Origin of the sequence: Pseudonocardia lacus, from assembly GCF_018531445.1 — a bacterium.
In the GTDB taxonomy this organism is placed as follows: domain Bacteria; phylum Actinomycetota; class Actinomycetes; order Mycobacteriales; family Pseudonocardiaceae; genus Pseudonocardia; species Pseudonocardia lacus.
In genome coordinates, this window is the sequence record NZ_JAHDTH010000003.1 from 1 (window position 1) to 26,309 (window position 26,309).

21 protein-coding genes and 1 pseudogene are annotated in these 26,309 nt (G+C 74.7%); 10 read left to right on the plus strand and 12 right to left on the minus strand.

The window, feature by feature from the left end; all coding sequences use genetic code 11:
• A pseudogene (locus KIK08_RS01245) lies at positions 1-1,087 on the plus strand (hypothetical protein); the annotation flags it as partial.
• 10 nt (positions 1,088-1,097) lie between these two features.
• On the opposite strand, the gene KIK08_RS01250 reads toward KIK08_RS01245, so the two are convergent.
• The 3 genes from KIK08_RS01250 to KIK08_RS01260 form a co-directional block, all read right to left on the minus strand.
• Entirely contained in the window at positions 1,098-1,652 is a 555-nt protein-coding gene (locus tag KIK08_RS01250; RefSeq protein ID WP_214401068.1) for a dihydrofolate reductase family protein, read from the minus strand.
• A 628-nt stretch (positions 1,653-2,280) separates the two neighbouring features.
• Complete coding sequence (locus KIK08_RS01255; protein ID WP_214401069.1) at positions 2,281-3,603, minus strand: sensor histidine kinase; 1,323 nt, start codon at positions 3,601-3,603, stop codon at positions 2,281-2,283.
• 16 nt (positions 3,604-3,619) lie between these two features.
• Positions 3,620-4,249: a response regulator transcription factor gene (locus tag KIK08_RS01260; RefSeq protein WP_214401070.1), complete on the minus strand. Its 630-nt coding sequence runs from the start codon at positions 4,247-4,249 to the stop codon at positions 3,620-3,622.
• 107 nt (positions 4,250-4,356) lie between these two features.
• Between KIK08_RS01260 and KIK08_RS01265 the strand changes: the two genes are divergently transcribed.
• The 3 genes from KIK08_RS01265 (at position 4,357) to KIK08_RS01275 (ending at position 8,014) form a co-directional block, all read left to right on the plus strand.
• Complete coding sequence (locus KIK08_RS01265) at positions 4,357-5,406, plus strand: extracellular solute-binding protein (protein ID WP_214401071.1); 1,050 nt, start codon at positions 4,357-4,359, stop codon at positions 5,404-5,406.
• Positions 5,407-5,495: 89 nt separating this feature from the next.
• Positions 5,496-6,926, plus strand: coding sequence for an ABC transporter permease (locus KIK08_RS01270; RefSeq protein WP_308257310.1), 1,431 nt, complete (start codon positions 5,496-5,498; stop codon positions 6,924-6,926).
• Positions 6,923-8,014, plus strand: a complete 1,092-nt coding sequence (locus tag KIK08_RS01275; RefSeq protein WP_214401072.1) for an ABC transporter ATP-binding protein — start codon at positions 6,923-6,925, stop codon at positions 8,012-8,014. The genes KIK08_RS01270 and KIK08_RS01275 overlap by 4 nt, the downstream gene beginning before the upstream one ends.
• 66 nt (positions 8,015-8,080) lie before the next feature.
• On the opposite strand, the gene KIK08_RS01280 is transcribed toward KIK08_RS01275, so the two are convergent.
• Entirely contained in the window at positions 8,081-8,908 is an 828-nt protein-coding gene (locus KIK08_RS01280) for an MBL fold metallo-hydrolase (RefSeq protein WP_214401073.1), read from the minus strand.
• Between the two features lie 200 nt (positions 8,909-9,108).
• The gene (locus KIK08_RS01285) at positions 9,109-9,843 is read right to left on the minus strand and encodes a GntR family transcriptional regulator (RefSeq protein ID WP_214401074.1); all 735 of its coding nucleotides are present in this window, start codon (positions 9,841-9,843) and stop codon (positions 9,109-9,111) included.
• Positions 9,844-9,915: 72 nt separating this feature from the next.
• Between KIK08_RS01285 and KIK08_RS01290 the strand changes: the two genes are divergently transcribed.
• From KIK08_RS01290 to KIK08_RS01310, 5 genes are all read left to right on the plus strand, one after another.
• A complete protein-coding gene (locus KIK08_RS01290; protein WP_308257312.1) occupies positions 9,916-10,941 on the plus strand; it encodes a phosphoglycerate dehydrogenase in 1,026 nt (341 codons plus the stop codon).
• Positions 10,938-11,996: a tartrate dehydrogenase gene (locus KIK08_RS01295; protein ID WP_214401075.1), complete on the plus strand. Its 1,059-nt coding sequence runs from the start codon at positions 10,938-10,940 to the stop codon at positions 11,994-11,996. Before KIK08_RS01290 ends, KIK08_RS01295 begins: the two co-directional genes overlap by 4 nt.
• Before the next feature lie 192 nt (positions 11,997-12,188).
• Complete coding sequence (locus KIK08_RS01300; protein WP_214401076.1) at positions 12,189-13,847, plus strand: FAD-binding dehydrogenase; 1,659 nt, start codon at positions 12,189-12,191, stop codon at positions 13,845-13,847.
• A 206-nt stretch (positions 13,848-14,053) separates the two neighbouring features.
• On the plus strand, positions 14,054-14,872 hold the full coding sequence (locus KIK08_RS01305) for a helix-turn-helix domain-containing protein (protein WP_250556092.1): 819 nt from the start codon (positions 14,054-14,056) through the stop codon (positions 14,870-14,872).
• Positions 14,869-15,075: a DUF397 domain-containing protein gene (locus KIK08_RS01310; RefSeq protein WP_214401078.1), complete on the plus strand. Its 207-nt coding sequence runs from the start codon at positions 14,869-14,871 to the stop codon at positions 15,073-15,075. The genes KIK08_RS01305 and KIK08_RS01310 overlap by 4 nt, the downstream gene beginning before the upstream one ends.
• A gap of 67 nt (positions 15,076-15,142) precedes the next feature.
• Here the strand turns inward: KIK08_RS01310 and KIK08_RS01315 are convergent, their stop codons facing one another.
• The gene (locus KIK08_RS01315; RefSeq protein ID WP_214401079.1) at positions 15,143-16,453 is read right to left on the minus strand and encodes a DUF222 domain-containing protein; all 1,311 of its coding nucleotides are present in this window, start codon (positions 16,451-16,453) and stop codon (positions 15,143-15,145) included.
• A gap of 91 nt (positions 16,454-16,544) precedes the next feature.
• Positions 16,545-18,458 (minus strand): molybdopterin biosynthesis protein, encoded by a 1,914-nt coding sequence (locus KIK08_RS01320; RefSeq protein ID WP_214401080.1) that lies wholly within the window; start codon positions 18,456-18,458, stop codon positions 16,545-16,547.
• A 105-nt stretch (positions 18,459-18,563) separates the two neighbouring features.
• On the opposite strand from KIK08_RS01320, the gene KIK08_RS01325 reads away from it, so the two are divergent.
• Positions 18,564-19,118 (plus strand): GIY-YIG nuclease family protein, encoded by a 555-nt coding sequence (locus KIK08_RS01325; protein ID WP_214401081.1) that lies wholly within the window; start codon positions 18,564-18,566, stop codon positions 19,116-19,118.
• Positions 19,119-19,159: 41 nt separating this feature from the next.
• Here the strand turns inward: KIK08_RS01325 and KIK08_RS01330 are convergent, their stop codons facing one another.
• The 5 genes from KIK08_RS01330 to fdhF form a co-directional block, all read right to left on the minus strand.
• Positions 19,160-19,837 (minus strand): hypothetical protein, encoded by a 678-nt coding sequence (locus KIK08_RS01330; protein ID WP_214401082.1) that lies wholly within the window; start codon positions 19,835-19,837, stop codon positions 19,160-19,162.
• 132 nt (positions 19,838-19,969) lie between these two features.
• Positions 19,970-20,185: a hypothetical protein gene (locus tag KIK08_RS01335; protein ID WP_214401083.1), complete on the minus strand. Its 216-nt coding sequence runs from the start codon at positions 20,183-20,185 to the stop codon at positions 19,970-19,972.
• A 133-nt stretch (positions 20,186-20,318) separates the two neighbouring features.
• On the minus strand, positions 20,319-21,551 hold the full coding sequence (locus tag KIK08_RS41430; protein ID WP_214401084.1) for a molybdopterin molybdotransferase MoeA: 1,233 nt from the start codon (positions 21,549-21,551) through the stop codon (positions 20,319-20,321).
• Positions 21,548-23,302 carry an NAD(P)H-dependent oxidoreductase subunit E gene (locus KIK08_RS01345; RefSeq protein WP_214401085.1) on the minus strand — a complete coding sequence of 585 codons (1,755 nt, stop codon included), beginning with the start codon at positions 23,300-23,302 and terminating at the stop codon, positions 21,548-21,550. The genes KIK08_RS41430 and KIK08_RS01345 overlap by 4 nt, the downstream gene beginning before the upstream one ends.
• Positions 23,299-26,232 carry a formate dehydrogenase subunit alpha gene (fdhF, locus tag KIK08_RS01350; protein WP_214401086.1) on the minus strand — a complete coding sequence of 978 codons (2,934 nt, stop codon included), beginning with the start codon at positions 26,230-26,232 and terminating at the stop codon, positions 23,299-23,301. The genes KIK08_RS01345 and fdhF overlap by 4 nt, the downstream gene beginning before the upstream one ends.
• Between the last annotated feature and the right edge of the window lie 77 nt (positions 26,233-26,309).

The following is a 26,309-nucleotide window of genomic DNA, read 5'->3' on the forward strand; positions in this document are numbered from 1 at the left end:
GGCCCGGGTGTGGGCCGTCGGCCTCGCCGTCCGGCAGGCGGCGGCCGAGCCGGCGCGGGCGGCGGCGGTGCTGCGCGACTACGCCCGGGTGGCGGACGCCGGCGGGCTGGCGCGGGCGGCGGCGTTCGCGGTCACCTCGATCGTCGGTTTCGGCGACGACGACACCGCCGCCGAGCTGGTGTCGCTCGCCCTGGACGCCGCCCGGTCGGCGGACGACCCGTGGAGCGAGGCGCTGACCCTGACCACCCGCGCGATGCTCGCCCACATCCGCAACGACCGGCCCGTGCTGGAGCGCGACGCCCGGCGCAGCGCCGAGCTGTTCGGCGGGCTCGGGGACGCCTGGGGTGCGCTGCAGGCCACCGACTGGCTGATCGCCCTGGCCGACCTGACCGGCGACCACGCGCGGGTCGCCCGGCTGGCCGCCGCCGACCTGCGCACGGCCGAGGAGCTGGGGCTCTGGCCCGAGGTGGCGGGCCGGGTGGGCTGGCTGGCCTGGGCCTCGACCCAGCTCGCGGACTACCCGCTGGCCCGCGAGCACGGCAGGCGGGCCCGCCGGCTGGCCGTCGAGCAGGGCCAGCATGCCGGCGAGGTGTTCGCCACGCTCAGCCTCGCCTTCGCCGCCCGCCGCGGCGGCGACCCGGACGAGGCCGAGGTGCACCTGCGCGGGCTGCTGGCCGCCGCCCGGGGGCAGCAGCAGGTGTCCGGCGGGAACCCGCCCTACCTGCCGATGGTCCTCGTCGAGCTGGGGATGCTGCTGGGGCAGCGCGGCGAACCGGGCGCGGCGCTGGAGCTGCACGAGGAGGCCCTCGACGAGAGCCCGGGACACGACTACCCGCCGGCGCTGGTCGGCATGGCCGCCGCGCTGGCCGCGGACGGCAGGCCCGGCCCGGCCGCGCAACTGCTGGGCGCCGCCGACCGGGCCTGGCGGGAGGTGGGACGGGCGCCGTCGGTGTCCGACCGGGCCGAGCTGGACCGGATCACCGCGCAGGTCCGGGCGGTCGAAGCCGACTTCGCGGCGCTGTTCGCGCGCGGAGCGGCCCTGCCCCCGCAGCGGGCCCGGTCCCTGGCGCAGCGGGACCGGGCCTGAGGTCGACCGGTCAGGATGTGGCCGGGACCGGCCGGTAGGTGAGCACGACGACCCCGCTGGGGAACGTGGTCGTGTCCACCAGGTCGAGGGTCGTGGCGCTGGCCTCGCGGAACAGCGGCTCCCCGCTGCCCTTGATCACCGGGCACACCCAGATCCGGTACTCGTCGAGCAGCCCGGCCGCGGTGAGCGCATCGGTGAGGGCCCCGGTGCCCCAGATCAGGATGTCGGCGCCGTCCTGCTCCTTGAGCTTGGCGACCTGGCCGACGATGTCGTCGCCGGGGATGACGACGGTGGGGTTCCAGGCCGAGGTGTCGACCGGCTGCGAGGCGACGACGTACTTGGCCATGGCGTTGACGTGGTCGCCGAACGGGTTGCCGCCCATGTGCGGCCACGCCTGCGCCATGCCCTCGTAGGTGACCCGGCCGAGCAGCAGCGCATCGGCGGCGGTGGTCATCGCGAGGGCGTAGGCCTGCGGCTGCTCGTCGGTGTACTGCAGCGACCAGTCCTGCGGGTCGTCGATGAAGCCGTCGAGGGTGGCGTAGGTGGAGTTGACGATCTTGCGCATGGATCCAACCTGGCGTGGCGACCTTACGGTTTCCCTTCGGTCGACCGGGCGGATCGGGCGACACCGCCCACCGCCGCCGGGCGAGGACGTCCTCGTCGAGCGGCCGAGTGTGCGCCTGTGTCGCGCCAGGGCGACCTTCGTTCTCGACGGGAGCCGGCGGGACCGGCGCGGGTTGGGCGAGAGGCGCGTTCGTGCAACCAGGTTGGGCGAACGGCGCGCTCGCGCCGACGGGACCGGCGAAGCGGATTGGGCGAGAGGCGCGTTCGCGCAACCAGGTTGGGCGAAGGGCGCACTCGCTCGGCGTCGACCGCGAAGCGGGCGCTTAAGGGCGCCTCCGGCGGCTCCTACGCGGAGGGCGACCTCGGCTCGAGCAGGGGAGCACTCGGGAGGGGTGTGGGCGCTCCGCGCCCACCGGGCCTGGCCGGCCCGGCTCGCGGCGCTGCGCGCCGCCTCGCCGGGCCGTCCTCGCAGCACCAGGTGTGGCGCGCAGCCCCGGGTGTGGCCGCGCAGCCCCCCGGCGGGCTGTGACGACCCACCCAGCACTGCGACGTCCCCACCAGCCCTGCGAGACCACCCTGCCTCATGGCCAGCCACCACGCTGGGAGGGTCCCACGGCGGCCACTTGTTTTCACCGAGCCCGCACACCCCGACCGGCGGGCACGTCGACGGGCCGCAGCCGCAGGTCGGCCGGGACGACCAGGTCGACGGACGTGCCGGGGCCGCTGTGCACGGTCATGGTCCCGCCCGCGTCCTCCACCGCCCGGCGGACCAGCAGCAGCCCGATGTGACCGGGGCGGGAGGGGGTGGTGGGGTCGAAGCCGCGGCCGTCGTCGGTGACGGTGACCCGCACCCGGTCGCCGTCCTCCGGGGCGATGGCGACCCGGATGGCGGTGGCGCCGCTGTGGATGAGCGCGTTGCGGAGCAGTTCGCCGGTGGCGCGGTGCAGCAGCACCGCCGCGTCCGGGCCCAGCCGCAGGTCGTCGGCCACGTCCAGGGTCGAGCGGGGCCCGTCGCCGGCCAGTCCGGCGATGAGGCGGGCGAACGCCTGCGGGACGGTCGCCGGCTCGATGGCGGGCGGGGCGAGGTCGGAGAGCAGGGCGCGGAGCTGGCGGGCGCTGTCGTGGATGCGGGCGCGGACGGTGGCGACCAGTTCGCCCGCCCGCGAGGGGGTGGAGGTGGCCGCGGTGTCGAGCAGCAGCCCGGCGCCGGCCAGGTCGGGGATGACGTCGTCGTGCAGCTTGCGGGCGAGGTCGCGGCGGGCGAGCTCGGCGGCGGCGAGGCCGTAGTGCAGCGCGTCCTGACGCTCCCGCCGGTCGCGGTCGATCCGCCGGGCGACGACCACCGCGAGCGGCAGCATCGCGCAGCCGAGCAGCAGCACCCCGGCCAGCGCCAGCGGCAGCAGCACCCCCATGGCGTGCCGGACCGTGCTCGTGACGTCGACCGGGACGTAGATCTCGAACCGGGCCGGCGCGCCCGCGGCGTCGCGGAAGCCGATGTAGACCTCGCGCAGGTCGTCGGCGCGGTCGGACTCGAAGCGGTGCTCGGCGTCGTCGGGCACCGGCAGGACGACCGTCTCGCCCGCGTCGAGCCGGGCGCCCAGCTGCGGGTCGAACGGGCGCAGCTGCGACTCGATGCGCTGCTCGTCGGAGAACACGATGCGCACCCGGTCGCCCTCGACCGACCAGACCTTGATCCGGAAGACCATCCCCGAGTCGACGAAGGGGGCGAGGTCGGTGGCCAGCTCCGCGCGGTCGGCCGGGCCGAAACCGGTGAAGTCGTACTCGGCCAGCCGGACGAGCACCGCGGCGGCGACCTGCGTGGAGACCCGGTGCGCGGTGCGCTCGCCCTCGGCCTCGCCGATCAGCCGGACGCCGAGCGCGACCAGCCCGCACAGCAGCACCGCGGCCAGCACGGTCAGTCCGGCGAGGCGGCGCAGGGTGGTGGGGACCATCGCGGACCGGCGCCGGTCAGATCGCGGCGCCGACGGCGACCAGGCCCAGCCGGTCGGCGGTGACCACGGCGTCGAGCTGGCTGTGCACCCCGAGCTTGGCGAGCAGCACGCGGATGTGGTCGCGCGTGGTGTGCACGGAGATGCCCAGTTCGGCGGCGATCCGGGCGGCGTCCCGGCCGCGCGCGAGCCCGTCGAGCACCTGCTGCTCCCGCGCGGTCAGGTGCACCGCGGTGTCGGACTCCCACGACCGGACGGGCTCCCCGGCGAGGGCGCCGCGTACCGCGGCCAGCATCTCGGGCAGCGACGCGTCCTTGGCCAGGAAGCCGGCCGCGCCGGCGCCCGCGGCCCGGCGCGCGAGGTCCACCCGGGGGTGCGCGGTGAGCACGATCACCGGCCGGTGCGCGGCGAACTCCTCGACCAGGCGCATGCCGCTGTCGTCGGGCAGGTCGAGGTCGACGACCGCCAGGTCGACGGCGGTGCCCGGGGCCATGGCCGCCCGCGCGGCCGCCGCGGTGTAGGCGACCGCGACGCAGGTCAGATCGGGCTGGGCGGTCACCCCGATGGCCAGCGCGTCGGCGAAGACGCGGTGGTCGTCGACCAGGAGGACCGCGGCCGGGCCGGGCCGGGTCTCACCGGTGGTGATCATGCCGACCCCTCAATTCTCGGGACATCGCGCGGGCTGGAGTGAAGGTTAGCCTGCCCTCGGTCGACCGGACAGATCCGGCATTGACGACGAAAGACGTGAGGTCCCGCATGCGATCATCTCGGCACCGTGCGCTGCCGTTCGCCGCCGCGGCCCTGGCCGTCCTGACCCTCGCCGGGTGCGGTGGCGGCGCTGCGGAGCCGGCCGCCGCGGCCGGTCCCGTCGTCGCGGAGGAGCGCACCCTGGTGCTCTACTCCGGTCGCGACGAGGAACTGGTCGGGCCGCTGATCGAGCAGTTCGAGCAGGCGTCCGGCATCACCGTGGAGACCCGGTACGGCTCCACCACCGAGATCGCCGCCCAGCTGCTGGAGGAAGGCGCGGCGACGCCCGCGCAGGTGTTCCTCTCCCAGGACGCCGGCGCGCTCGGCGCGCTGGCCGCGCAGGGCAGGCTGGCGCCGCTGCCCGCGGAGGTCACCGGCACGGTCGAGCCGACGCTCAGCTCCACCGACGGGGTCTGGGTCGGGCTGACCGGCCGCGCCAGGGTCGTGGCCTACGACAGCCAGGAGGTGCCGGCCGACCAGGTGCCCGGCGACCCCCAGGAGCTGCTCGACCCGCGCTGGCGCGGGCAGATCGCCATCGCCCCGACCAACGCGTCGTTCCAGGCCTACGTCACCGCGCTGCGGGTGCTGCAGGGCGAGGACGCCGCCCGGGCGTGGCTGCAGGGGCTGCTCGCCAACGAGCCGCAGATCATGCAGGGCAACGGGGCGATCCTGGAGGCGGTCAACACCGGCGCCGTCGACCTCGGCCTGATCAACCACTACTACTGGGCCAGCTCGGAGACCGATCCCGCCGCGCTGCGCGCGCAGATCGCCTTCGGCGACCCGGGCACCGCGCTGGCCCTGGTCAACGTGACCGGCGCGGGGATCCTCACCGAGGCCGCCGACTCGCCGGAGGCCCTGGAGCTGGTGAAGTTCCTGGTCGGCACCCAGGCGCAGACCTACTTCGCCACCGAGACCGCGGAGTACCCGCTGGTCGACTCCGTGCCGGCGCCGTCGGGCGTGCCGGCGCTCGCCGAGCTGGACGGGCCGGACCTCGACCTGTCCGACCTGGCCTCGCTGGAGCAGACCGTCGCGCTGCTCACCGAAGTGGGGCTGGTCTGAGCCCCGCGCACCGCCGCCCGGCGCCCGCCCTGCTCGTCGCGGCGGGCGCCGCGGCACTGCTCGCCGCGCTCCCGCTGGGCTACCTGCTGGTGCGGGTCGCCGGGGCGGGCGACCGGGTCGCGGCCGTACTCGGCCGGGAGCGCACCTGGCTGCTCGCGACCAACTCGCTGGTCCTGGTGGGGGCGGTCGCGGCCGGGAGCCTGGTGCTCGGCACCGCGACCGGCTGGCTGCTGACCCGCGTCCGGCTGCCCGCCCCGCGGCTGTGGTGGGTCCTCGCGGCGCTGCCCCTGGCCATGCCGTCCTACCTGCTGGCCTTCGCGGTCGTGGCCACCTGGCCGGGGACGCACGGTCTGCTGCCGCTGACGGTGGTGATGGTGCTGGCCTGCACCCCGTACGTGACGTTGCCGGTGGCCGCCGCGTTCCGGATGGTCGACGCCGCCCAGGAGGACGTGGCGCGCACGCTCGGCCGCGGGCCGCTGGCCACGTTCCGCGCGGTGACGCTGCCGCAGGTGCTGCCGGCCGCGCTGGCCGGCGTCCTGCTGGTCGCCCTCTACACCCTCTCCGACTTCGGGGCCGTCGCGCTGCTCCGCCACGACGTGTTCACCTGGGCCATCCGCGCCGCGTACGAGGGCACCTTCGACCGGACCGCCGCCGCGGTGCTCGCGCTGGTGCTGGTGGCGCTCACCCTGGCGCTGGTCGCCGCGGAGCGCCGGGCCCGGCGCCGGTGGGTGCGCGGCCGGGCCGGCGTCGCCGTCCGGGAGGTGGCCCAGGTCGTCCCGGGTCGGGGGGCGACGGTCGCGGCCGTGCTCGCCCTCGCCGGAGTGGCCGCGGCGTCGCTGGCGTTCCCGGTGGTCGTGCTGCTCGGGCGCCTGGTGGAGGGCACCCGCAACGGCGTCGACGTGCCCGACCTGCTGCGCGCCGCGGGGACCACGCTCGCGCTCGGAGTGGGCGCGGCGGTGCTGGCGGTCGCGCTGGCCGTACCGGTGGCGGTGCTGGCCGCGCGGTACCGCGGCCGGCTGGTCGCCGCCGTCGAGTCGACGGCCTACCTGGGGCACGGCCTGCCCGGCATCGTGGTGGGGCTCTCGCTGGTCTTCTTCTCGCTGTCCGCGGTGCCCGCGCTCTACCAGAGCACGGCCGTGCTGGTGCTGGCCTACGCGGTGCTGTTCATGCCCAAGGCCATCGGCGCCACCCGGGCGGCGGTGGAGCGGGTGCCCCCGGTGGTGGAGGAGGTGGCTCGCACCCTGGGCCGCGGGGCCGGCGCGACCTGGCTCGCCGTCACCGCCCGGCAGGCGTGGCCGGGCATCGCCGCCGGCGGGCTGCTGGTGGTGGTGACCGTGATGAAGGAGCTGCCCGCCACCTTGATGCTGCGCCCGACCGGGGTCGACACGCTGGCCACCGAGCTGTGGCGGCAGAGCGCGCTGGGCGCCTACGGCGCGGCGGCCCCCGCCGCGCTGCTCCTGGTGGTGATCGCGTGCGTGCCCGCCGCCCTGCTCGCCCGGACCCCGGCGGCGGCGCGGTGACCGCGCCGGACCCGGTGGCCCTGCAGTTGCGCGGCCTGGTCGCCGGCCACGGCGGCGAGGCGGTCCTGCGCGGGGTCGACCTCGATGTGGCCGACGGCGAGTTCGTCTGCGTCCTGGGCGTCAGCGGCAGCGGGAAGACCACCCTGCTGCGCACCGTCGCCGGCCTGCACCGGCCGACCGCGGGGCGCGTCGTGCTCGGCGGTCGCGACCTCACCGGGCTCCGCCCGGAGCGCCGGCGGGTGGGGCTGGTGCCGCAGGAGGGCGCGCTGTTCGGGCACCTCGACGTGGCCGCCAACGTGGCGTTCGGGCTGGGCCGGACCACCCGCGCCACCCGCCGGGCCCGGGTCGCCGAGCTGCTGGCGCTGGTCGACATGGCCGGGGCGCAGGACCGGATGCCGCACGAGCTGTCCGGCGGGCAGCGCCAGCGGGTCGCGGTGGCCCGCGCGCTCGCCCCGCGACCGCAGGTCGTGCTGCTCGACGAGCCGTTCGCCGGGCTGGACGCCGGGCTGCGCGCCGGCGTGCGGACCCAGGTGGCCGACGTCCTGCGAGCCACCGGCAGCACCGCCGTCCTGATCACCCACGACCAGGACGAGGCGCTCTCGACCGGCGACCGCGTCGCGGTCCTGCACGCCGGCCGGATCGCCCAGGTCGCCGAGCCCCGCGAGCTCTACGCCCGCCCGGCGACCGCGTGGCTCGCCGGCTTCGTCGGGGAGGCCACGCTGCTGCCCGGTCTGCGCGTCGGCGCGATCGTGCGCACCGCGCTCGGCGAACTGGCCTGCGAACCCGGCCCCCGGGCCGCGGTGACGGTCGTGCTCCGGCCGGAGCAGGTCCGACTCGAACCGCCGGCGCCCGCAGCGGTCGCCGGCACCGTGCGCGCCGTGGAGTTCGTCGGACCGGCGCAGCGGGTGCGCGTCGAGCTGCCCGACGGGACCCGGATCACCGCGCGGGTCGCGGCGCGGCCCCGGTGGTGGCGGGGGGAGACCGCGACGCTGCACGTGCCCGACCCCGTGCACGTGATCGACGACCCGGCTCCCGGCGCCGACCAGCCCGGCGACGGGGTCGACGCCGTCTTCGCAGAGTCCCCGTAGTCCTCGCAGGTGCTGTGCACGCTGCGCCGACCACACCGCCCCTGCGAGGACACGGGGCTATGGGGGTCACCGGGCGGTAGTGGCCCTTCGGGCGAGGCTCTGCACCTGGCCCGTGTGGATGTCGCCGACCCATTCCCAGCCGGGCTCGACCGTCGGGCCCAGCCGGGGGTCGCCGTCGGGATCACGGCCGTCACGCAGGGCGTGCACGTACGCGCGGTCCAGGTCGATCCGGGCCCGTGCCTGGCCGGCTCCGCCCACGGACCCGTGGCCGGGGACGACGACGTCGACATCGCCCGCCACGGCCTCGATCTCCCGCAGCCCGACGAGGTAGTCGCCGATCGGGTCCGCGGCGCCCTCCACGTCGAGCATCGGGACGAAGAGGTCGGAGAGCATGTCTCCGGCGACGAGGACGCCGCGCTCCTCGACGAGCAGCGCGGCGTGGCCCGTGGCGTGGGCCGGGTGCTCGACGATCCGCACGCGCGGGCCGTCCCACGGAATCCGCGTGGTCCCGGCGGGCAGCCCGGTGACGAGGCCGAACAGCTCCAGTGGCACGTCGTCGGCGATCTCCGGCGGCAGCCCCTGCGCGACGCTGGCCGCCCAGTCCGCGTCCGACCGCAGGTTCCGCATGAACGCCGCGCAGCGGGCCGTGCCGTACCGGGGCACGTCGCCGAGGTCGCGGTGCCAGAGCACGTGGTCCCAGTCGGGATGGGTGGCGAAGCCCGCCGCGACGGGCCGGCCCAGCTCGCGGAGGTCGTTCGCGAGGCAGACCATCTCGGCGCCGGTCAGACCGGGGTCGACGAGCAACGCGCCGGCCCGGCCCTGCACCACGACCGCGTTGTTCCGCAGTAGCTCGCTCTGGTGGACGTGCACGCCGTCCGCGACCTGCCTCAGCACGGTTGCTCCTCGCATGTGTCGTGTAGCCGTTCGTCGGGTCGTCCTGCCGCCTCCAGCCTGGCGCCGAACCGGTCCGTTGCGGAGGTCCAATCGGCGCACGCCGCCGGGGTCCGATTCGGCCCCCTCGACGCTGGGATCGGCCCATGCGGGTCGGGTTCGTACTCCCGGCCGGTCCGCTCTCGTGCCGCCTGGTCCGGCGGCTACTCCCGGTTCCCGGGGCCGGTCGACGGCGGGGTGAGCAGGTCGCTCAGCCCGCCCCGGGCGTCGTCGATGACCAGGGCCTCGGCGGCCGCGGAGTCGCCCGCCCGCAGGGCCCGGACCAGCGCGCGGTGGCCGGCGTAGCGGTCCAGGCCGAAGGTCTCGTCGCGGGCGATCCGCTCGATCAGCCGGGCCCGCCGCTCGGGCCAGGAGAAGACCCGGGTCTGGTCGAGCAGCCGCACGAGCACCGGGTTGCCGGCGCAGGCGTCGACGACGTCGTTGAAGCGCTGCATCGCGTCGAGCAGCAGGCGGAGGTGGCGGCTGGTGTCCTCGCCCGCGCCGCGCCGCTGTTTGATCACGATCAGCAGGTCGTCGGCCTCGTCGAGCACGGCGTCGAGCTCGTCGAGTTGCTCGGCGGTAGCGTGCCGGGCGGCGAACCGGGCGACCATGCCGCGCAGCGCCACCTCAACCTCGGCGAGGTCCTGGATGGCCGTGTCGCCGGGCGAGGACACCTTGACCGTGCGCGCCCCGGTGCGTTCGAGCAGGCCGTCCTGTTCCAGGCGGCGGATGGCCTCCCGGACCGGGGTGGGGCTCACCGATAGCCGCTCGGCCAGACCGCGCTCGGTGACCTTCTGGCCCGGTCGCAGCTCGCCGGTGGTGATGGCGGCGCGGATGGCGCGGTACGACCGGTCGGCGAGCGTGTCGTTGACCAGGGTCCCCAGCGGATCGCGCGGCATGGTCGTCATGCTAGCCGTTGCGATGGCGCACCGGTAAGCAACACTTGACGGAGTTGCTATAGCAAAAGTAGCGTGACCGGCGCCACCTCAACGACCGAGATGGAGGCCGGCGACATGACCGCCAGCGCGGCCCCCCGCGTCCTGATCACCACGGACTACCTCGCGCCCGGCGACGAGGTCGACCGGTACCTCGTCGGCCACGGCCTGCGGACCGTCCACGCGCCGCTCGTCGGACGCCGCGACCCCGAACAGCTGGTCGAGCTCCTGCGGGACGCCGACGCCGCGTTGGTGGCCAACGAGCCGATGACCGCGGACGTGCTGGCCCGCGCGCCGCGGCTGCGGGTCGTGGTCCGCACCGGCGTCGGCTACGACTCCATCGACGTGGCCGCCGCCGCCCGGCACGGGATCGGCGTCAGCAACCTGCCGGGCGTCAACGCCAACGCGGTCGCCGAGTACACCTTCGGCCTGCTGCTGGCCGCCGCCCGCCGGATCGTGCACAGCGCGGCCGGGGTCGCTGCCGGGGGCTGGCCGCGCGAGGACGGGCAGGAACTGCGCGGCGCCACCCTGGGCCTGGTCGGCTACGGCGCCGCGGCGCGGGCCGTCGTCCCGCTGGCACGGGCCTTCGGGATGACCGTGCTGTGCACGACCGGCGTGCCCGCCGACCAGCGGACCGACCCGGCCGTCCGGTTCGTCGGACTGCCCGAGCTGCTCGCCGCGTCCGACTACGTCTCGCTGCACACCGCGCTCACCGAGCGCACCCGCGGCCTGATCGGCGCCGTCGAGCTGCGCGGCATGCGACCGACGGCGGTGCTGGTGAACACGGCCCGCGGCGCCGTCGTCGACGAGCGGGCGCTGGCCGCCGCGGTGCGCGACGGGGTGATCGCCGGGGCGGCGCTCGACGTCACCGTGGCCGAGCCGCTGCCGGCCGACAGCCCGCTGCGCGGGGTCGACGGGATCATCGTCTGCTCCCACCTCGCCGGCCAGACCGCGCAGGCCCGCGCCGCCGCCGGCCGGGAGGGCGCGACCGAGCTGGTCGCCGCGCTCGCCGGCCACGCGCGGCACTGCGTCAACGCCCACCTGATCGGCCGCAGCGCATGACCGCGGCGTACCGGATCGCGGTCGTCCCCGGCGACGGCATCGGGACGGAGGTGATCCCGCCCGCGCAGCAGGCCCTCGACCTGGTCGCCACGCGGTTCGGCTTCACGCTGGACTACGACCACTTCGACTGGTCGTGCCGGCGCTACCGGGAGACCGGCGCGATGATGCCGGCCGACGGCCTGGACCGGATCGCCGGCCACGACGCGATCCTGCTCGGTGCCGTCGGCTGGCCGGGCGTGCCCGACCACGTGTCGCTGTGGGGCCTGCTGATCCCGATCCGGCGGCGGTTCCGCCAGTACGTCAACCTGCGCCCGATCCGGGTGCTCGACGGGCTGCCCGGCCCGCTGCGCGCGCCGGGCGAGGTCGACTTCGTCGTCGTCCGGGAGAACGTCGAGGGCGAGTACAGCGAGATCGGCGGGCGGCTGGGCCGCGGCTTCCCCGACGAGATGGCCGTCCAGGAGGCGGTGTTCACCCGCCCCGGGGTCACCCGGATCGTCGACCACGCCTTCACCCTCGCGGCCACCCGGCGCGGCCGGCTCACCTCGGCCACCAAGTCCAACGGGATCGTGCACACGATGCCGTTCTGGGACGAGATCGTCGGTGAGCGCGCCGCCCTGCACCCGGGGGTGAGCTGGCGCTCGGAGCACATCGACGCACTCGCCGCGAAACTCGTGCTGGCGCCCTCGTCCTACGACGTGATCGTCGCCTCGAACCTGTTCGGCGACATCCTCAGCGACCTCGCCGCCGCCATCGCCGGCAGCATCGGCGTCGCGCCTGCCGCGAACATCAATCCCGAGCGGGAGTTCCCGTCGATGTTCGAGCCGGTGCACGGCTCGGCGCCGGACATCGCCGGGCGCGGCGTCGCGAACCCGCTCGGCGCGCTCTGGTCGGCGGCGATGATGCTCGACCACCTCGGCGAGTCGGCCGCCGCGCGGGCGCTGATGACCGGCATCGAGCGGGCGCTCGCCGACGGCGCGGTCCGCACCCCCGACCTCGGCGGCACCGCCACCACCCGGGAGCTGACCGAAGCGGTCCTCACCGCGGTCCCGGCCTGAGCCCGATCTCACCACTCGGAGACCACGCAAGAGATGAGACCACCCAAGAGATGAGACCACCCAAGAGATGAGGACCATGAACGACGAACCGGTCGAGCGCGTCCGGATCCCGACCCCCAACGACATGCACGCCGGCCAGCACCTCGTCCCGCCGGCGCTGCTGCGGGTACCGGACGCCGCCGGGAGCGGGTCGTGACCGGGGCCGACGTCGTCGTCGTGGGGGCCGGGCTGGCCGGGCTGGTCGCCGCCGCGGAAGCGGCCGACACGGGCCGGTCGGTGCTGCTGGTGGACCAGGAGGGCGAGCAGTCCCTCGGTGGCCAGGCGTTCTGGTCGCTGGGCGGGCTGTTCCTGGTCGGCTCCCCGGAGCAGCGGCGGATGGGGGTCCGCGACTCCCGCGAGCTGGCCTGGCAGGACTGGCTGGGCAGCGCCCAGTTCGACCGGCCGCAGGACCGGTGGCCGCGGGCCTGGGCCGAGGCGTACGTCGACTTCGCCGCGGGGGAGAAGCGGTCCTGGCTGCGCCGGATGGGCCACCGCATCTTCCCGGTGGTCGGCTGGGCCGAGCGCGGCGACGGCCGCGCCGACGGGCACGGCAACTCGGTACCCCGCTTCCACCTGACCTGGGGCACCGGTCCCGGGGTGGTGGAGCCGTTCGAACGGCGGGTGCGCGCGCACGTCTCGGCGGGTCGGATCACCCTCGCCTTCCGGCACCGGGTCGACGGGCTCGTGGTCGAGGACGGCACGGTGGTGGGTGTGCACGGCACCGTGCTGGAGCCGTCGACCGCGGAGCGCGGCCGCCCGACGTCGCGGGCGGGGGTGGGCGGCTTCGAGCTCCGCGGCCAGGCGGTGGTCGTCGCCTCCGGCGGGATCGGGGGCGACCACGACCTGGTCCGCAAGGCGTGGCCGGCCCGACTGGGCACGCCGCCGCAGCGGATGGTCGCCGGGGTGCCCGCGCACGTGGACGGGCGGATGCTCGGCCTCACCCAGGACGCCGGGGCCAGCGTCATCAACCCCGACCGGATGTGGCACTACGTCGAGGGGGTCCGCAACTGGGACCCGATCTGGGACAACCACGGGATCCGGATCCTGCCCGGCCCGTCGTCGCTGTGGCTGGACGCCACCGGTGCCCGGCTGCCGGCGCCGTTCTTCCCGGGGTTCGACACCCTCGGCACGCTCGGGCACCTGCGCGCGACGGGCTACGACTACTCGTGGTTCGTGCTGACCCAGAAGATCATCGAGAAGGAGTTCGCGCTGTCGGGTTCCGAACAGAACCCGGACTTCACCGGCAAGGACGTGAAGCTGCTGCTGTCGCGGGTGAAGAAGGGCGCGCCCGGCCCCGTCGAGGCGTTCAAGCGGCACGGCGAGGACTTCGTGGTCGCCGACACCCTCGCCGAACTGGTGCGGGGCATGAACGCGATCGCCGACCCGGAGGCACCGGAGCTCACCGAGCCGGCGCTGCGCGGGGTGATCGAGGCCCGCGACCGCGAGATCGACCACGAGTTCAGCAAGGACGCGCAGGTGACCGCGATGCGGGGGGCCCGCCGCTACCGCGGCGACAAGCTCATCCGGGTGGCGACACCGCACCGGATCCTGGACCCGGGGGCCGGGCCGCTGATCGCCGTCCGCCTCAACATCCTGTCCCGCAAGACCCTCGGCGGGTTGGAGACCGACCTGGACGGCCGCTGCCTGCGCGCCGACGGGACCCCGCTGCCCGGCCTGTACGCCGCAGGCGAGGTGAGCGGCTTCGGCGGCGGCGGGATGATGGGCTACAACGCCCTGGAGGGCACCTTCCTCGGCGGCTGCCTGTTCTCCGGCCGGACGGCGGGTCGCGCGGCCGCTCGGGCGGTCGGTTGAGCGGGGCGTCGTGACCCCGTGCTCGACCCACAGGCGGCGCCCAGGCCGCCATCGCCGCCCTGCACGCCGACTCGCCGCGTGCCGAGGAGACCGACCGGGTGCGGGATCGTCGGCTGGTACGACGATCTGCTCCGGCTCCGCCCCGACCTCCCCGAACTCCACCACCTCATTCCGATGACTCACCGTGAGACACTCCGGACGTGGCGATGAGCGCGGGCGGCTCGTTAGTCGTGCGACGGCAGCTCGGTTCGAAGCTGCGCGCACTGCGCCTCAAGTCGGGCAAGAAGGTCGCCGACGTGGTCGAGGCGCAGATCGCCTCCCGGGCGACGGTCAGCCGCATCGAGGCCGGTCAGACGCCGGTGAAGATGGCGACCGTCATGGCGTTGTGCTGGCTCTACGGCGCCGATCGGGACACCACGGACGAGCTCGTGGGATTGGCGCCGGGTACGCAGCAGGAGGACTGGACTGAGCTGTATGCGCAAGCGGTGGTGCCCGACTGGTTCGGGCTCTACGTCGGTCTGGAGCAGAGCGCAGCCTCGCTGCGTTGCTTCGACCCCGAATTGGTGCACGGCCTGCTGCAGACCGAGGACTACGCCCGCGCCGTCATCGAGGCCGACCCTCGCGTGACGCCCGACTCGGTCGAGGAGCGGGTGCGCTTCCGCATGGATCGCCAACGTCGGGCCTTCGCTCGGCAACCAGACCTGAAGATCGTCCTCGGCGCCGGTGCGCTCTCGCTGGTCGTCGACTCGACCGAGGTCATGGCCGCCCAGGTGGCGCACATCCGGGAGGTCGTCGACAGCGGAGCCGCCGAGGTGCGGGTCCTGCCGTGGTCGGTGGGCGCCTACCCGATGCGAGGCAGCTTCGCGATCCTCGGCTTCGAGGACGGCGAAGATCCGACCGTGACGTTCGTCGAGTTCTCGATGGGCGCGCGGTACGTCGAACGTCCAGACCAGGTCCGCGAGTACGAGGACGTGTTCGCTGACCTGCTCGGCAAGGCCATCTCGGTAGAGGAGTCGAGTTCATGACCGGTGACACGGGCTGGATCAAGGCGAGTGCGAGCAACGCGGAGGGCTCCTGCGTGGAGCAGCGGGTCCACGACGGCATGATCGAGGTGCGCGACACCAAGGACGGGGGCGGACCGGTGCTGCGGTTCACCCGCGCCGAGTTCGCGGCGTGGCTGGACGGCGCCCGCGGCGGCGAGTTCGACCACCTGCTCGACCGCGCCTGATCAGCACTCCGCCCGGCGCCCGCGGCGTGCCAGGCCATGGCGGTGCGGCTGGACGGCGGGACGCCGATCAGGGTGCTGGTCCGGGGGTGCTGATGTAGGTGTGCCCGGTCGGGGTGGTCGTCCGGACGGTGTGGGGTTGATGGCCGAGTCCGTCGTGGAGTACCTCGACCTTCCAGCCGGGCATCTCCCGGACGTAGTTGCCGCGGGCGCAGACCCCGCGCCCGTTGGTGTAGCTGGTCGGGCCGCCGGCGCGGTGGGGGCGGATGTGGTCGAGGTGCGCGATCGGGGCGTCGCAGAACGCGTCCCGGCAGCGGCCGTGGTCGCGGACCGTGATCAGGTGGGCGAGGGTGCCGTCGAAGCGTCGCCGACGGGGGTCGCAGCCGATCAACGGGCCGTCGTCGGGTGCGGTGAACAACCGTCGCCACCAGCGTTTCCCGGTCGTGGCGGTGAGCAGGTCGTGGGCGATCCCGGCGGGGACCGGTCCGTGCCCGATGACGTCCGCTGTGCCGCGGTGCTCGGGGTCGAGCAGGGCGTCCACGGGGATCACGATCCCGACCTCGACGTCGACGTCGGCGGCGGCGGCTTGTCCGGTGAGGCGTTCGACCAGGGTGTCGGCCATGATCTGGCCCCGGCTGCGGGCATCGCCGGTGCCGATCACGGTGTCGGTGTGGGCGCGCAGCGCGGCGAGGCAGGCCACGCCCTGCTCGACCGGGAGGAACCCGGTGAGCACGCTCATCGTGTCCGGCGCCGGGCGCAGTCCGACCCGCCGGTCGGCTCGCGCGGTGCGGCCGCGGGCCACGTACGCGGCGGGGTCGGACTCGTAGGCGCGCTTCCTGGCCGACGCGGCGGCCGCGCGTGGGGTCAGCTCGGCCAGCCCACCGTCGACGATGTGCTTGTCCACGAGCCGGCGCTGTTCGGTGTCCAGGTGGCGGGTCTCGGAGACCACGACCTCGGCGAGGTGCTCGCTGATCCTCCCCGCCGCCAGCAGGCGCGCGGTGCAGGGCAGGTCGGTGTCCAGGGCGCGGGCGGTGCCGAGGCGGCGGGAGCCGTGGAACGGGGAGATCCGGCAGGCGAGGGCTATCTGGTCGCTGATCCCGCGCCCGACCGCGGCGGGGTCGAGCCGGTCGGCGTCGACGTGGACCAGGTGGGCATCGGCCTGGGAACGGGCGAAAGCGAGCATCTCGGCGTGCTGGGCGGCCGCAGCGGCGGCCTTGATCTGTTCCAGCACCGCGATCCGGTCGATCCGCACCGCGTCGGCCACGCCGCTGGTCGGGTCGGAGCCGGTCGCGTGGGCGGTGAGGCCGGTGAGGACGGCGGTGAGCCCGGCGAGGGCGGCGTCGACCGCCGTCGCCTCCCGACCTCCCGGACTCGAACCCATGTTCGACAGTCTAGGCCCGGCCACCGACAGAATCGCGACGTCCGATGGTGCCGGATCCACCGATCTACCGGCGGACCTTCCCGGCCACCCACTAGCGGATCCGCCGCCCGGTCTCGGCGCAGGAGTAGCCGCCGAGCTTCTCCACCTCGGCGCGGAACTCGTGGCGCTCCAGCAGCTCCCACAGCGGCGCGAGCACCTGGTCGTCCAGGGCGGTGGTGCGCAGCACGAGGTCGTAGGGCTCGCGGGCGACGGGGACGAAGTCCAGGCCGAAGGCCCGGGCGGCGGCCTGGATGCCCAGGCCGGTGTCGGCGCGACCGGCGGCGACGGCGGCGGCGACGCCGAGGTGGGTGTGCTCCTCGCGGGAGTAGCCGCTGATGGTGGACGGGTCGGCGGCGATGCGGCCCAGCTCGTGGTCGAGCAGCACGCGGGTGCCGGCGCCGCGCTGGCGGTTGACGTAGCGCAAGCCGGGGCGGGTGAGGTCGGCGATGCCGGTCAGGCCCAACGGGTTGCCCGGGGGGACGAGCAGGCCCTGGTCGCGGTGCACGAGCCGGACGACGGCCAGGTCGGCGTCGGGGCCGAAGATGCGGTCGAGGTAGGGCAGCGTGTACTCGCCGGTGGCCGGGTCGAGCAGGTGCGAGCCGGCCAGGTGGCACAGTCCGTCGCGCAGGGCGACGAGCCCGCCGAGCGACCCGACGTTCGACGACGCCAGGGTGATCAGCGGGTCGGCCGCGCGCAGCGCCGAGGCGGCGACGTCGAGGACGAGGTCGTGCGAGCCGATCGCGACGATCGTGCGCCGGATGTCGGCGAGCCCGCGCAGCAGGTCGACCCGGACCTGCTCGCCGGCGTGGTGGCCCTCCACCCCGGCCGGCACCACCAGCAGACCGTCCGCGCGGACCAGCGAGGTCAGCACGCCGGCTCCGCGGGGCAGGGGAGTGGCCACGACGTCGCCGCCGACCCGACCCAACCTGACCCGCACCCAGTCGTCGGAGCCGATGGCCGAGGCGAGCTTGCGGGCCAGCCGCGCGGTGGTCGAGGGGCGCTCGCGCGGGGCGGCGCCTTCGAGCGCGGCCAGCGCGGGCGCGGCGAAGATGTCGAAGGTCAGCGCGGCCGAGACCGGGTAGCCGGGGGCGCCCAGGATCGGCGTGGCCGGGTCGCCGGCGACGGTGCCCAGCACGACCGGGTGCCCGGGGCGCACCGCCACGCCGTGCACGGCCAGCGAGCCCACCGCCGCCACCACGCCCGCCGTGTGGTCGTCCCGCCCGGCGCTGGAGCCGGCGATGAGGATCACCAGGTCGGCGTCGGCGGCGGCGTCCCGGACGGCGGCGGTGATCTGGTCGGGGTCGTCGGCGACGATGTCGGTGGTGCGGGCCTCGCAGCCGATCTCGACGGCCTGGGCGGCCAGCATCAGCGAGTTGGTGTCCGCGATCTCGCCGGGGGCCAGGTCCGCGCCGATGGGCCGGATCTCGTCGCCGGTCGGGATGATGACCACTCGTGGCCGCCTGCGCACCCGCAGCTCGACGGCGCCGGCGGCGGCGCAGGCGGCGACGTCGACCGGGCGCAGCCGGTGGCCCTCGGGCAGCAGCAGCTCGGTGGCGCTGATGTCCTCGCCGATCGAGCGGACGTGCTGGTAGGGCGGGACGGCGGCGCGGATCTCGGCGCGGCCGTCCGCGTGGTGCACGTGCTCGCGCATGATGACGGCGTCGTAGCCGGCCGGCAGCGGGTCGCCGGTGTCGACCACGGCGAAGTCGTCGAGCAGCACCGGGGTGGTCTCCGCGGCGCCGACGGTCTCCGCGGCGCGCACGGCGATGCCGTCCATGGCCGCGGAGTCGAACGCGGGCGAGGAGCGCCGCGCCCACACCGACTCCGCGGTGACCCGCCCGACCGCCTCGGCGACCGGGACCACGACGGCGTCGACCCGGGGCGGGCAGCCGGCGGCGGCGCACGCGTCGCGCCACACCAGCCGAGCCCGCTCGGCGGGGATGTCGGACACGAACGGGCTCGTCATCGGTACAGGATGACCTCCCCCTCGGCGTCCTCGTCATGGCCGGTGTCTACCCGGGGGACGCCACCCGCGCCGACGGTGCAGAGGGGGCGAGCCCAGACTGGTGCCGTGACCGACACCGCGCTCAGCGTCGACGCCGTCATCGCGGATCTGGCCGCCGGACCGGTCCCACCGGGCGAGATCGCCGACCGGGTGCCGCTCGCACCCGGTCTGTACGCGTGGTGGGCGCGGCCCGCGGTCCTGTCCGCCCTCCCCGGGCCGCCGCACCCATCGGAGCCCGAGCGCCTGCTCTACGTCGGCATCGCGTCCCGGCTGCGGTCCCGACTCGGCTCGAACCACCTGAAGCGCAGCGGCAGTTCGACGCTGCGCCGCACCCTGGCCGGCCTCCTGCTCGACATCGAGGGCTACCGCACCCGGTGGACCGACCGCGTCGTGCTCGTCGACGAGGACGAGGCCCGGCTGACGGCGTGGATGACCAGGCACCTGCGGGTGTCGTGGTGCGAGCACCCGTCACCGCGCGACGTCGAGGGCGCGATCATCCGCGCCCTGCGTCCGCCGCTGAACGTCGACCACGCCTCCGGCCCCGCGCTCGACCTGGTCAGAGCGGCGCGGCGCCGCTACTACGCCAGCGCGGGACCACGCCCAGCCGCCGCGGACGGGTGACCGGGTGCGCCCACCTCGCTGCGGCGGAGGACCGCCGTCGATTACGCGCTGATCTGGCCGCCGGGCAGTTCGTCGAAGGCGAGCCTGCGCAGCAGCAGGTACCAGTACTCCGCGGGCGCCGCGTGGATTCGGCATGCGGGCTGACCGACGGCCTGCAGCACCAGTGCACCACCGTCGATCTCCAGCCGTCGCAGATCGTCCAGCCACATCTCGTGCCACTCGCGGCCGCCGCCCTCGAACGCGATGCGCTCCGAGGTCACGTAGACGCGGTAGGAGCCGATCGAGCGCCAGCGCTCCGCCATCTCCCGCCTCGCCGCCGCCTTCCGGGCAGTGTTGCCCACCGCGTTCATGGCGCCTCCGATCGCGAGACCGGCGAGGCCGCCGGCCCACGCGACGTGCTTCGTGGTGTAGCTCCCGTCACCCTCGAGCCACTGCTCGACGTCGGCGTCCACCTCACCGACGCACGTCTCGCCGGGCTGCATCCGGAACGACGCCTGGACCGGTGTCGGCAGGCCGCCGTTCCGCAACGTGTCGGCCAGGTCCTCGACCGACAGATCTGGCCGTGCCCGACCTGCCCTGGCGGCACCGGACGAGCCGGGGGACAGGGCACCCAACACCTTCCTCAACGCCAGGATCACGACGACCAGCACTATCAATCCGAAAATCGACGCGACATCCATGAACTCCCCTATGCGTTTGATCGGTCGGGCGATCTCCACGTCGCGACCCGCGGGATGCCCGTTAACGGGGTCCTGACGGCAATCCCCAAGGTTGATGATCCGGGGTGCTCGTCCCCGGAGGGCTGGACGAACGCCGCTCCGAACGGGATGCGCTCCACGCGGTCAGGACTTCTACGCCTGCACGACGCCGAGGAGCTTGTAGGACGTCCGGCCCGCCCGCCGCCGGGTCATGAAGACCCGGGCCGTGAGCTTCTCGGCGCCCATCGTGTCGGCGACGGCGAAGGCCGCGGTCCGGCTGTCCGCCGTGTCCAGGCGCACGACCGCGCGTGACTTCCCGTCCGGGTCGCGCTCCGTCCGCCGTCCCTGGACCTCGTACGTGGTCGCCACGTCGCCTCCCGCTGTCGTGCACTCCGCTGGACGCAGTCCAGGGTCGGCCACCGACAGAATCGCGGCGTCCGATGGGGGCCGGGGCGGCGGGGCCGAGCCCGCTCGGCGGGGATGTCGGACACGAACGGGCTCGTCATCGGTACAGGATGACCTCCACCTCGGTGCCGCCGTCCAGGCCGGTCGCCGGCTCCGGGACGACGAGGTAGCCGTCGGCCCGGGCCAGGACGGACAGCAGCGCGGACGGCCCGAACAGCGGCTCGGCGGTCGGCGTCGGGGAGGAACCGCGGCGGACGGCGACCTGCACGACGTCGAGCCGGCCGGTGGCCGAGGCCAGGTCGCGACCCAGCCGGGCCCGGACGGTCGGCTCCGGCGGTGGCTGCTCGGCGCCCGCGAGCCGCCACACCAGGGGCACCCCGACCAGCCGGAACACCACCAGCGCCGACAGCGGGTTGCCGGGCAGCCCGACCAGCGGCACCCCGGAGCACTCGGCCAGCAGCGTCGGCTTGCCGGGCTTGACGGCCAGGCCGTGGCACCAGATCTCGCCCAGCGCGGCGACGGCCCCGGCGGTCTCGTCGCGGGCGCCGACCGAGGACCCGGCCGAGACGACCACGAGGTCGGCGTCGGCGAGCGCGGTCCGCAGCGTCGACTCCAGGGCGTCCCGGTCGTCCGGGACGATGCCGGCCAGCACGGGTTCACCGCCGGCGTCACGGACCAGCCCGGCCAGCGCCGACGCGGTCGCGTCGCGCACCTGCCCGGCGGCCAGCGCCCGGGTCTGCGGGGGCACCACTTCGTCGCCGGTGGACACGATGGCGACCCGCGGGCGGGCGTGCACGGCCACCGAGGTCACCCCCGCCGCGGCGAGGAAGCCCAGTTGCGGGGCGCGCAGCGGGCGGCCGGCCCCGACCAGCACGTCGCCGGTCGCGGCGTCCTCGTCGGCCCGGACCAGCCCGGCGCCGGGGGCGACCGGCCGGGTCACCTCGATGGTGCCGGGCATGGTCTCGGCGGTGTGCTCGACCATCACCACGGCGTCGGCGCCGTCGGGCAGCACCGCCCCGGTCGGGATGGCGACGCACTTGCCGTGCGAGACCGCCACGGTCGGTGCGGCGCCCATCCGCACCGACCCGGCCAGGTCGAGGTAGGAGGGCAGGCCCTCGGAGGCGCCGTAGGTGTCGGCGGCGCGCACCGCGTAGCCGTCCACGGTGGACCGGGGGAAGCCGGGCATGGCCGACGTCGCGCGGACGTCGGCGGCCGGGACCCGGTGCAGCGCCGCGGCCAGCGCGACGGTCTCGACGGCGGTGCGCCGCCCTGGCCGGAACCCGGTGAGGGCCTCGCCGACCGTGCGCGCGGTGAAGAACTCGCGGTTCACCTGTCGGGCTGGTCCGCCGCGCCGTCGGGCCGGGGCTGCTCGCGGGCGGCGGCGCCGCCCTTGTTCAGCCCCAGGACGCTCACCACCGGCCCGAGCGCGACCTGCCCGAGCCCGCAGATGGAGGTCTTGCGCATGGCTTCCTCCAACCGCAGGATGTGCGACCGCTGGTCCTCGTCGAGCTCCGAGCCCGCCTCCACGACGTCGCGCAGGATCGAGTGGGCCTTGGTCGAGCCGACCCGGCAGGGCACGCACTTGCCGCAGGACTCGTTGCGGAAGAACCGCAGCACGTTGGTCGACGCGGCGAGCAGGTCGGTGCCCTCGGCCAGCACGACCATCGCCCCCGAGCCGAGCATCGTGCCGTTCTCCACCGCGGTGCCGAAGTCCAGTGGCATGTCCAGCTTGTCCGGGCCGATGAAGTTCGACGACGCCCCGCCGGGCTGCACGGCGCCGACCGCGCGCCCGCCGCTGACGCCGCCGGCCAGCTCGATCAGCTCGCGCACGGTGGTGCCCATCGGCACGCAGTAGACGTCGGGCCGCTCGACGTGCCCGGAGACGGCGAAGAACTTCCAGCCCACCGACTCGCCCGCGCCCTGGTCGGCCCACCACCGCGCGCCGCGCCGCACGATCACCGGCACGTCGGCGAAGGTCTCCACCGAGTTCATCAGCGTCGGGCGCCCGTGCAGGCCGTAGTTGCCGGGGAAGGGCGGCTTGTTGCGCGGCTCGCCGCGGTGGCCCTCCATGCACTCCAGCAGCGCGGTCTCCTCGCCCAGGATGTAGCCGCCGGGGGAGACGAACACCTCCACGTCCAGGCGCCGTCCGCTGCCGCACGCGTCCGGTCCGACCACGCCCGCCGCGCGCAGCGCGTCGATCTCGGCGCGCAGCACGTGCTCCTCGGGGCCGTACTCGTGGCGGATGAACACCCAGCCCTGCTCGGCGCCGACCACCGCCATCCCCAGCAGCAGCCCTTCCAGGACGAGGTGCGGCTGGGTGGCCAGGATCTGGCGGTCCTTGAAGGTGCCGGGCTCGGACTCGTCGGCGTTGCAGATCGCGTACTTGACCTCCCCCGGCTGCGTGCCGCGGACCAGCTCCCACTTCTGCCCGGTCGGGAACCCGGCGCCACCCATGCCGCGCAGGCCGGAGTCCTTCAGCGTCTGCACGATCGTGCCCGCGTCGAGGTCGCCGGCCAGCAGCGCGCGCAGAGTGGCGTACCGCTCGGCCACCCCGGAGCCGGCCGGGTACGGGTCGTTCGGCCACGGCTCGGCCCGCTCGCTCGCCGGGCTGGTGCCGACCTCGCCCGCCCGGGCCCCGGCAACGAGCGCGTCGACGTCCCCGACGGGCGCCGGTCGCTCGTTGACCGCCACCGCAGGGGCGGTGTCGCAGCGGCCGAGGCAGGACACCTCGACCAGCTCCACCTCGGCGTCCTCGCCGTAGCGGGCGCGCAGCTCGGCCAGCCGGGCCTCGCCGTCGCGCAGGAAGCAGGGCAGGTCGTGGCAGACGTGCAGCGCGACCTTGGCCGGCGGTTCGGTGCGGAAGTGCGGGTAGAACGAGACCAGGCCCTCGATCTCGTAGAGCGGGCGGGCGGTCTCTCGGGAGAGCTCTTCGAGCTCCTCGCGGGGCAGCCAGCCCAGCCGGGCCTGGATCGCGTTCAGCGCCGGGATCAGCGACGGCCCGGGGAACTTCCCGGCCCGCGCCTCCACGCCCGGCACCCGCCGCGCGCGGACCTCCGCGGCCCGGTCGGACACCTCCGTCACGCGCGCACTCCCAACGGCTCGACCTGGATGGCGCAGAACTTGAACTCGGGGATCTTCCCGTACGGGTCGATCTCGTCGATGGTCAGCAGGTTGGCCGCGGCCTCCCGGAAGTGGAACGGGATGAAGCAGTTGCCCAGCTGCTCGCGGTGCGAGATGCGCACCTGCAGCTCGATCGCGCCGCGCCGCGAGCGCGCCCGCACCATCTCGCCGTGGGCCAGGCCGCGGTCGGCGGCGTCCTTGGGGTGCATGTAGACCTCGGCCACCGGGGAGATCGCGTCGAGGGCGAACGAGCGCCGGGTCATCGAGCCGGTGTGCCAGTGCTCCAGCAGCCGCCCGGTGTTGAGGACCAGCGGGTACTCCGCGTCGGGCAGCTCCTTGGGCGGCAGCCACTGCGCGGGGACGAGGTGGGCGAGCCCGTCGTCGGTGTTGAACTTCTCGTCGAACATGACGATCGTGCCGTCGGTGTGCTCGGGGTCGTCGTTCGGGTAGAGCTTCCCGGACAGCCCCAGGTTGTCGTGGCGCAGGTTCCGGTAGGACGGCATCAGCGCGACCATCTCGTCGAAGACCTCGCTGGGGGAGCCGTAGTCCCAGTCCAGGCCGACCCGGCGGGCGATGTCCTGGACGATCTCCCAGTCCGGGCGGGCCTGCCCGGGCGGGTCCATCACCTTGCGGCCGAGCTGCACGCGCCGGTCGGTGTTGGTGTAGGTGCCGTCCTTCTCCAGGTACGACGTGGCCGGCAGGATCACGTCGGCGAACTCGGCGGTCTCGGTCAGGAAGATGTCCTGCACGACCAGGAAGTCCAGCGCGGCCAGCGCCTTGCGCACCTTGTTGATGTTCGGGTCGGACAGGAACGGGTTCTCCCCGAGCATGTACATCCCGCGCACCCCGTCGGGCTGCAGCACCGAGCCGATGATCTCGGTGACGGTCAGCCCGCGGTTCGGGTTGAGCGGGGTGCCCCACGCCTGCTCGAAGCGGCGCTGCGTCGCGTCGCGGTCGACGCCCTGGTAGTCGGGGTAGAACATCGGGATCAGCCCGGCGTCCGAGGCGCCCTGCACGTTGTTCTGCCCGCGCAGGGGGTGCAGCCCGGTGCCGGGGCGCCCGACGTTGCCGGTGATCGAGCACAGCGCGATCAGGCAGCGGGCGTTGTCGGTGCCGGTGGTGTGCTGGGAGATCCCCATGCCCCAGTAGACGACCGCCGCCCCGGCCTCGCCCCAGGTGCGGGCGACCTCGCGGATGGTGTCGGCGTCCACCCCGGTGATATGCGCGGCGCGCTCGGGCGGGTAGTCGGCGACCGTGCGGGCCAGCTCGTCGTAGTTGGACGTGCGGTTCGCGATGAAGTCCCGGTCGATCAGGCCGAGCCGGATGATCTCGTGCATGACGGCGTTGTAGAACGCCACGTCGGTGCCCGGCTTGAGCTGCACGAAGATGTCGGCGTGCTCGGCCACCGTGGACGCCCGCGGGTCGACGTAGATCACCTTCGTGCCGCGGCGGCGGGCCTGCTTGAAGAACGAGCTGGCCACCGGGTGGTTCGCGGTCGGGTTGGAACCGGTGATGATCACGCAGTCGGCGTTGGCGACGTCGCCGTAGGTGGTCGACACCGCGCCCGAGCCGACGCCCTCGAACAGCGCGGCCACCGAGGAGGCGTGGCAGAGCCGGGTGCAGTGGTCGACGTTGTTCGTGCCGAACCCGGTGCGGATGAGCTTCTGGAAGAGGTAGGCCTCCTCGTTGGAGCACTTCGCCGAGCCGAACCCGGCGATCGCCTCCGAGCCGCGCAGCGCGTGGATCTCGCGCAGCCTGCTGGCCACCAGGTCGAGCGCCTCCTCCCAGGTGGCCTCCCGGAAGTGCGGCATGACCTCGGCGTAGTCGACCAGGCCGCCGGGCTTGCGCTTGCCGCCGCGCTTGTCACCCGGCTTGCGCCGTCCGCCGCCGCTGCGCTCACCGCCGTCCACCCGGCCGCGGTCGTTGTGGGTGCCGCCGGCCCCGTCGCCGCGGACGTCGGCCGACAGCGCGCCCTTCGGGTACGCCGAGTCGATCCGGATCAGCGGGACGGTGAGCCGCTGCGGGGAGGCGGAGTAGTCCCATCCGTAGCGGCCCTTGACGCACAGCCGGCTCTGCGAGCCGGGCTGGTCGCGGCCCTCGGCGAAGGAGATCGCGTCGCGCTCGCGGTCGACGTAGTAGGTCAGCGCGCAGCCGACCCCGCAGTACGGGCAGACGCTGTCGACGGCGTCGAGCTCCTCGCGCGGGCGGATCGGGATGCCGCGGATGGGCTTGTTGGTCAGCGCGCCGGTCGGGCAGGCCTGCACGCACTCGCCGCAGGTGACGCACGAGCTGGAGCCCATCGGGTCGTTCAGGTCGAACGCGATCCGCGTGGCGTAGCCCTTGCCGGAGCGGCCGATGACGTCGTTGCCCTGGATGTCGTCGCAGGCCCGCACGCAGCGGTCGCAGAGGATGCAGGCGTCGTGGTTGACGTCGATGACCGGGTTGGACGAGTCGGTGCCGCGCCCGGAGCCGCAGGGCAGCTCGGTGGTCTCCCGGGCGACCCCGAAGCCGTCGGCCAGCTCCAGCAGCAGGTTGTCGCGGGTGGTGGTGTCCTTGGGGTCCTCGGCGCGCGGCGGCTGGTCGGACACCAGCAGTTCGGTCAGGGTGGCGCGGCTGCGCTCCAGCTCCGGGGTCGAGGTCGCGACCTCCATGCCGTCCTCGCAGGGCCGCACGCACGCCGCCGCGAAGACCCGCCCGCCGGTGTCGACGACGCACATCCGGCACACGCCGACCGGGTCGTAGCGCTCGTCGTGGCACAGCACGGGGATGTCGACGCCCACCTGCTTGGCCGCGTCGTAGATGGTCGTGCCCTCGGGCACGGTCACCGGGTGCCCGTCGATCCGGGCGGTGACCGTCCGCACGGCGGTGGGCGGCTCCTGCACGGCTGTCATCTCGACTCCCAACCGGTAGTGCATACCGCATACAACCTACGCAACGTCGTCGATCCGCGGCCGGTGCGGCGATTCTC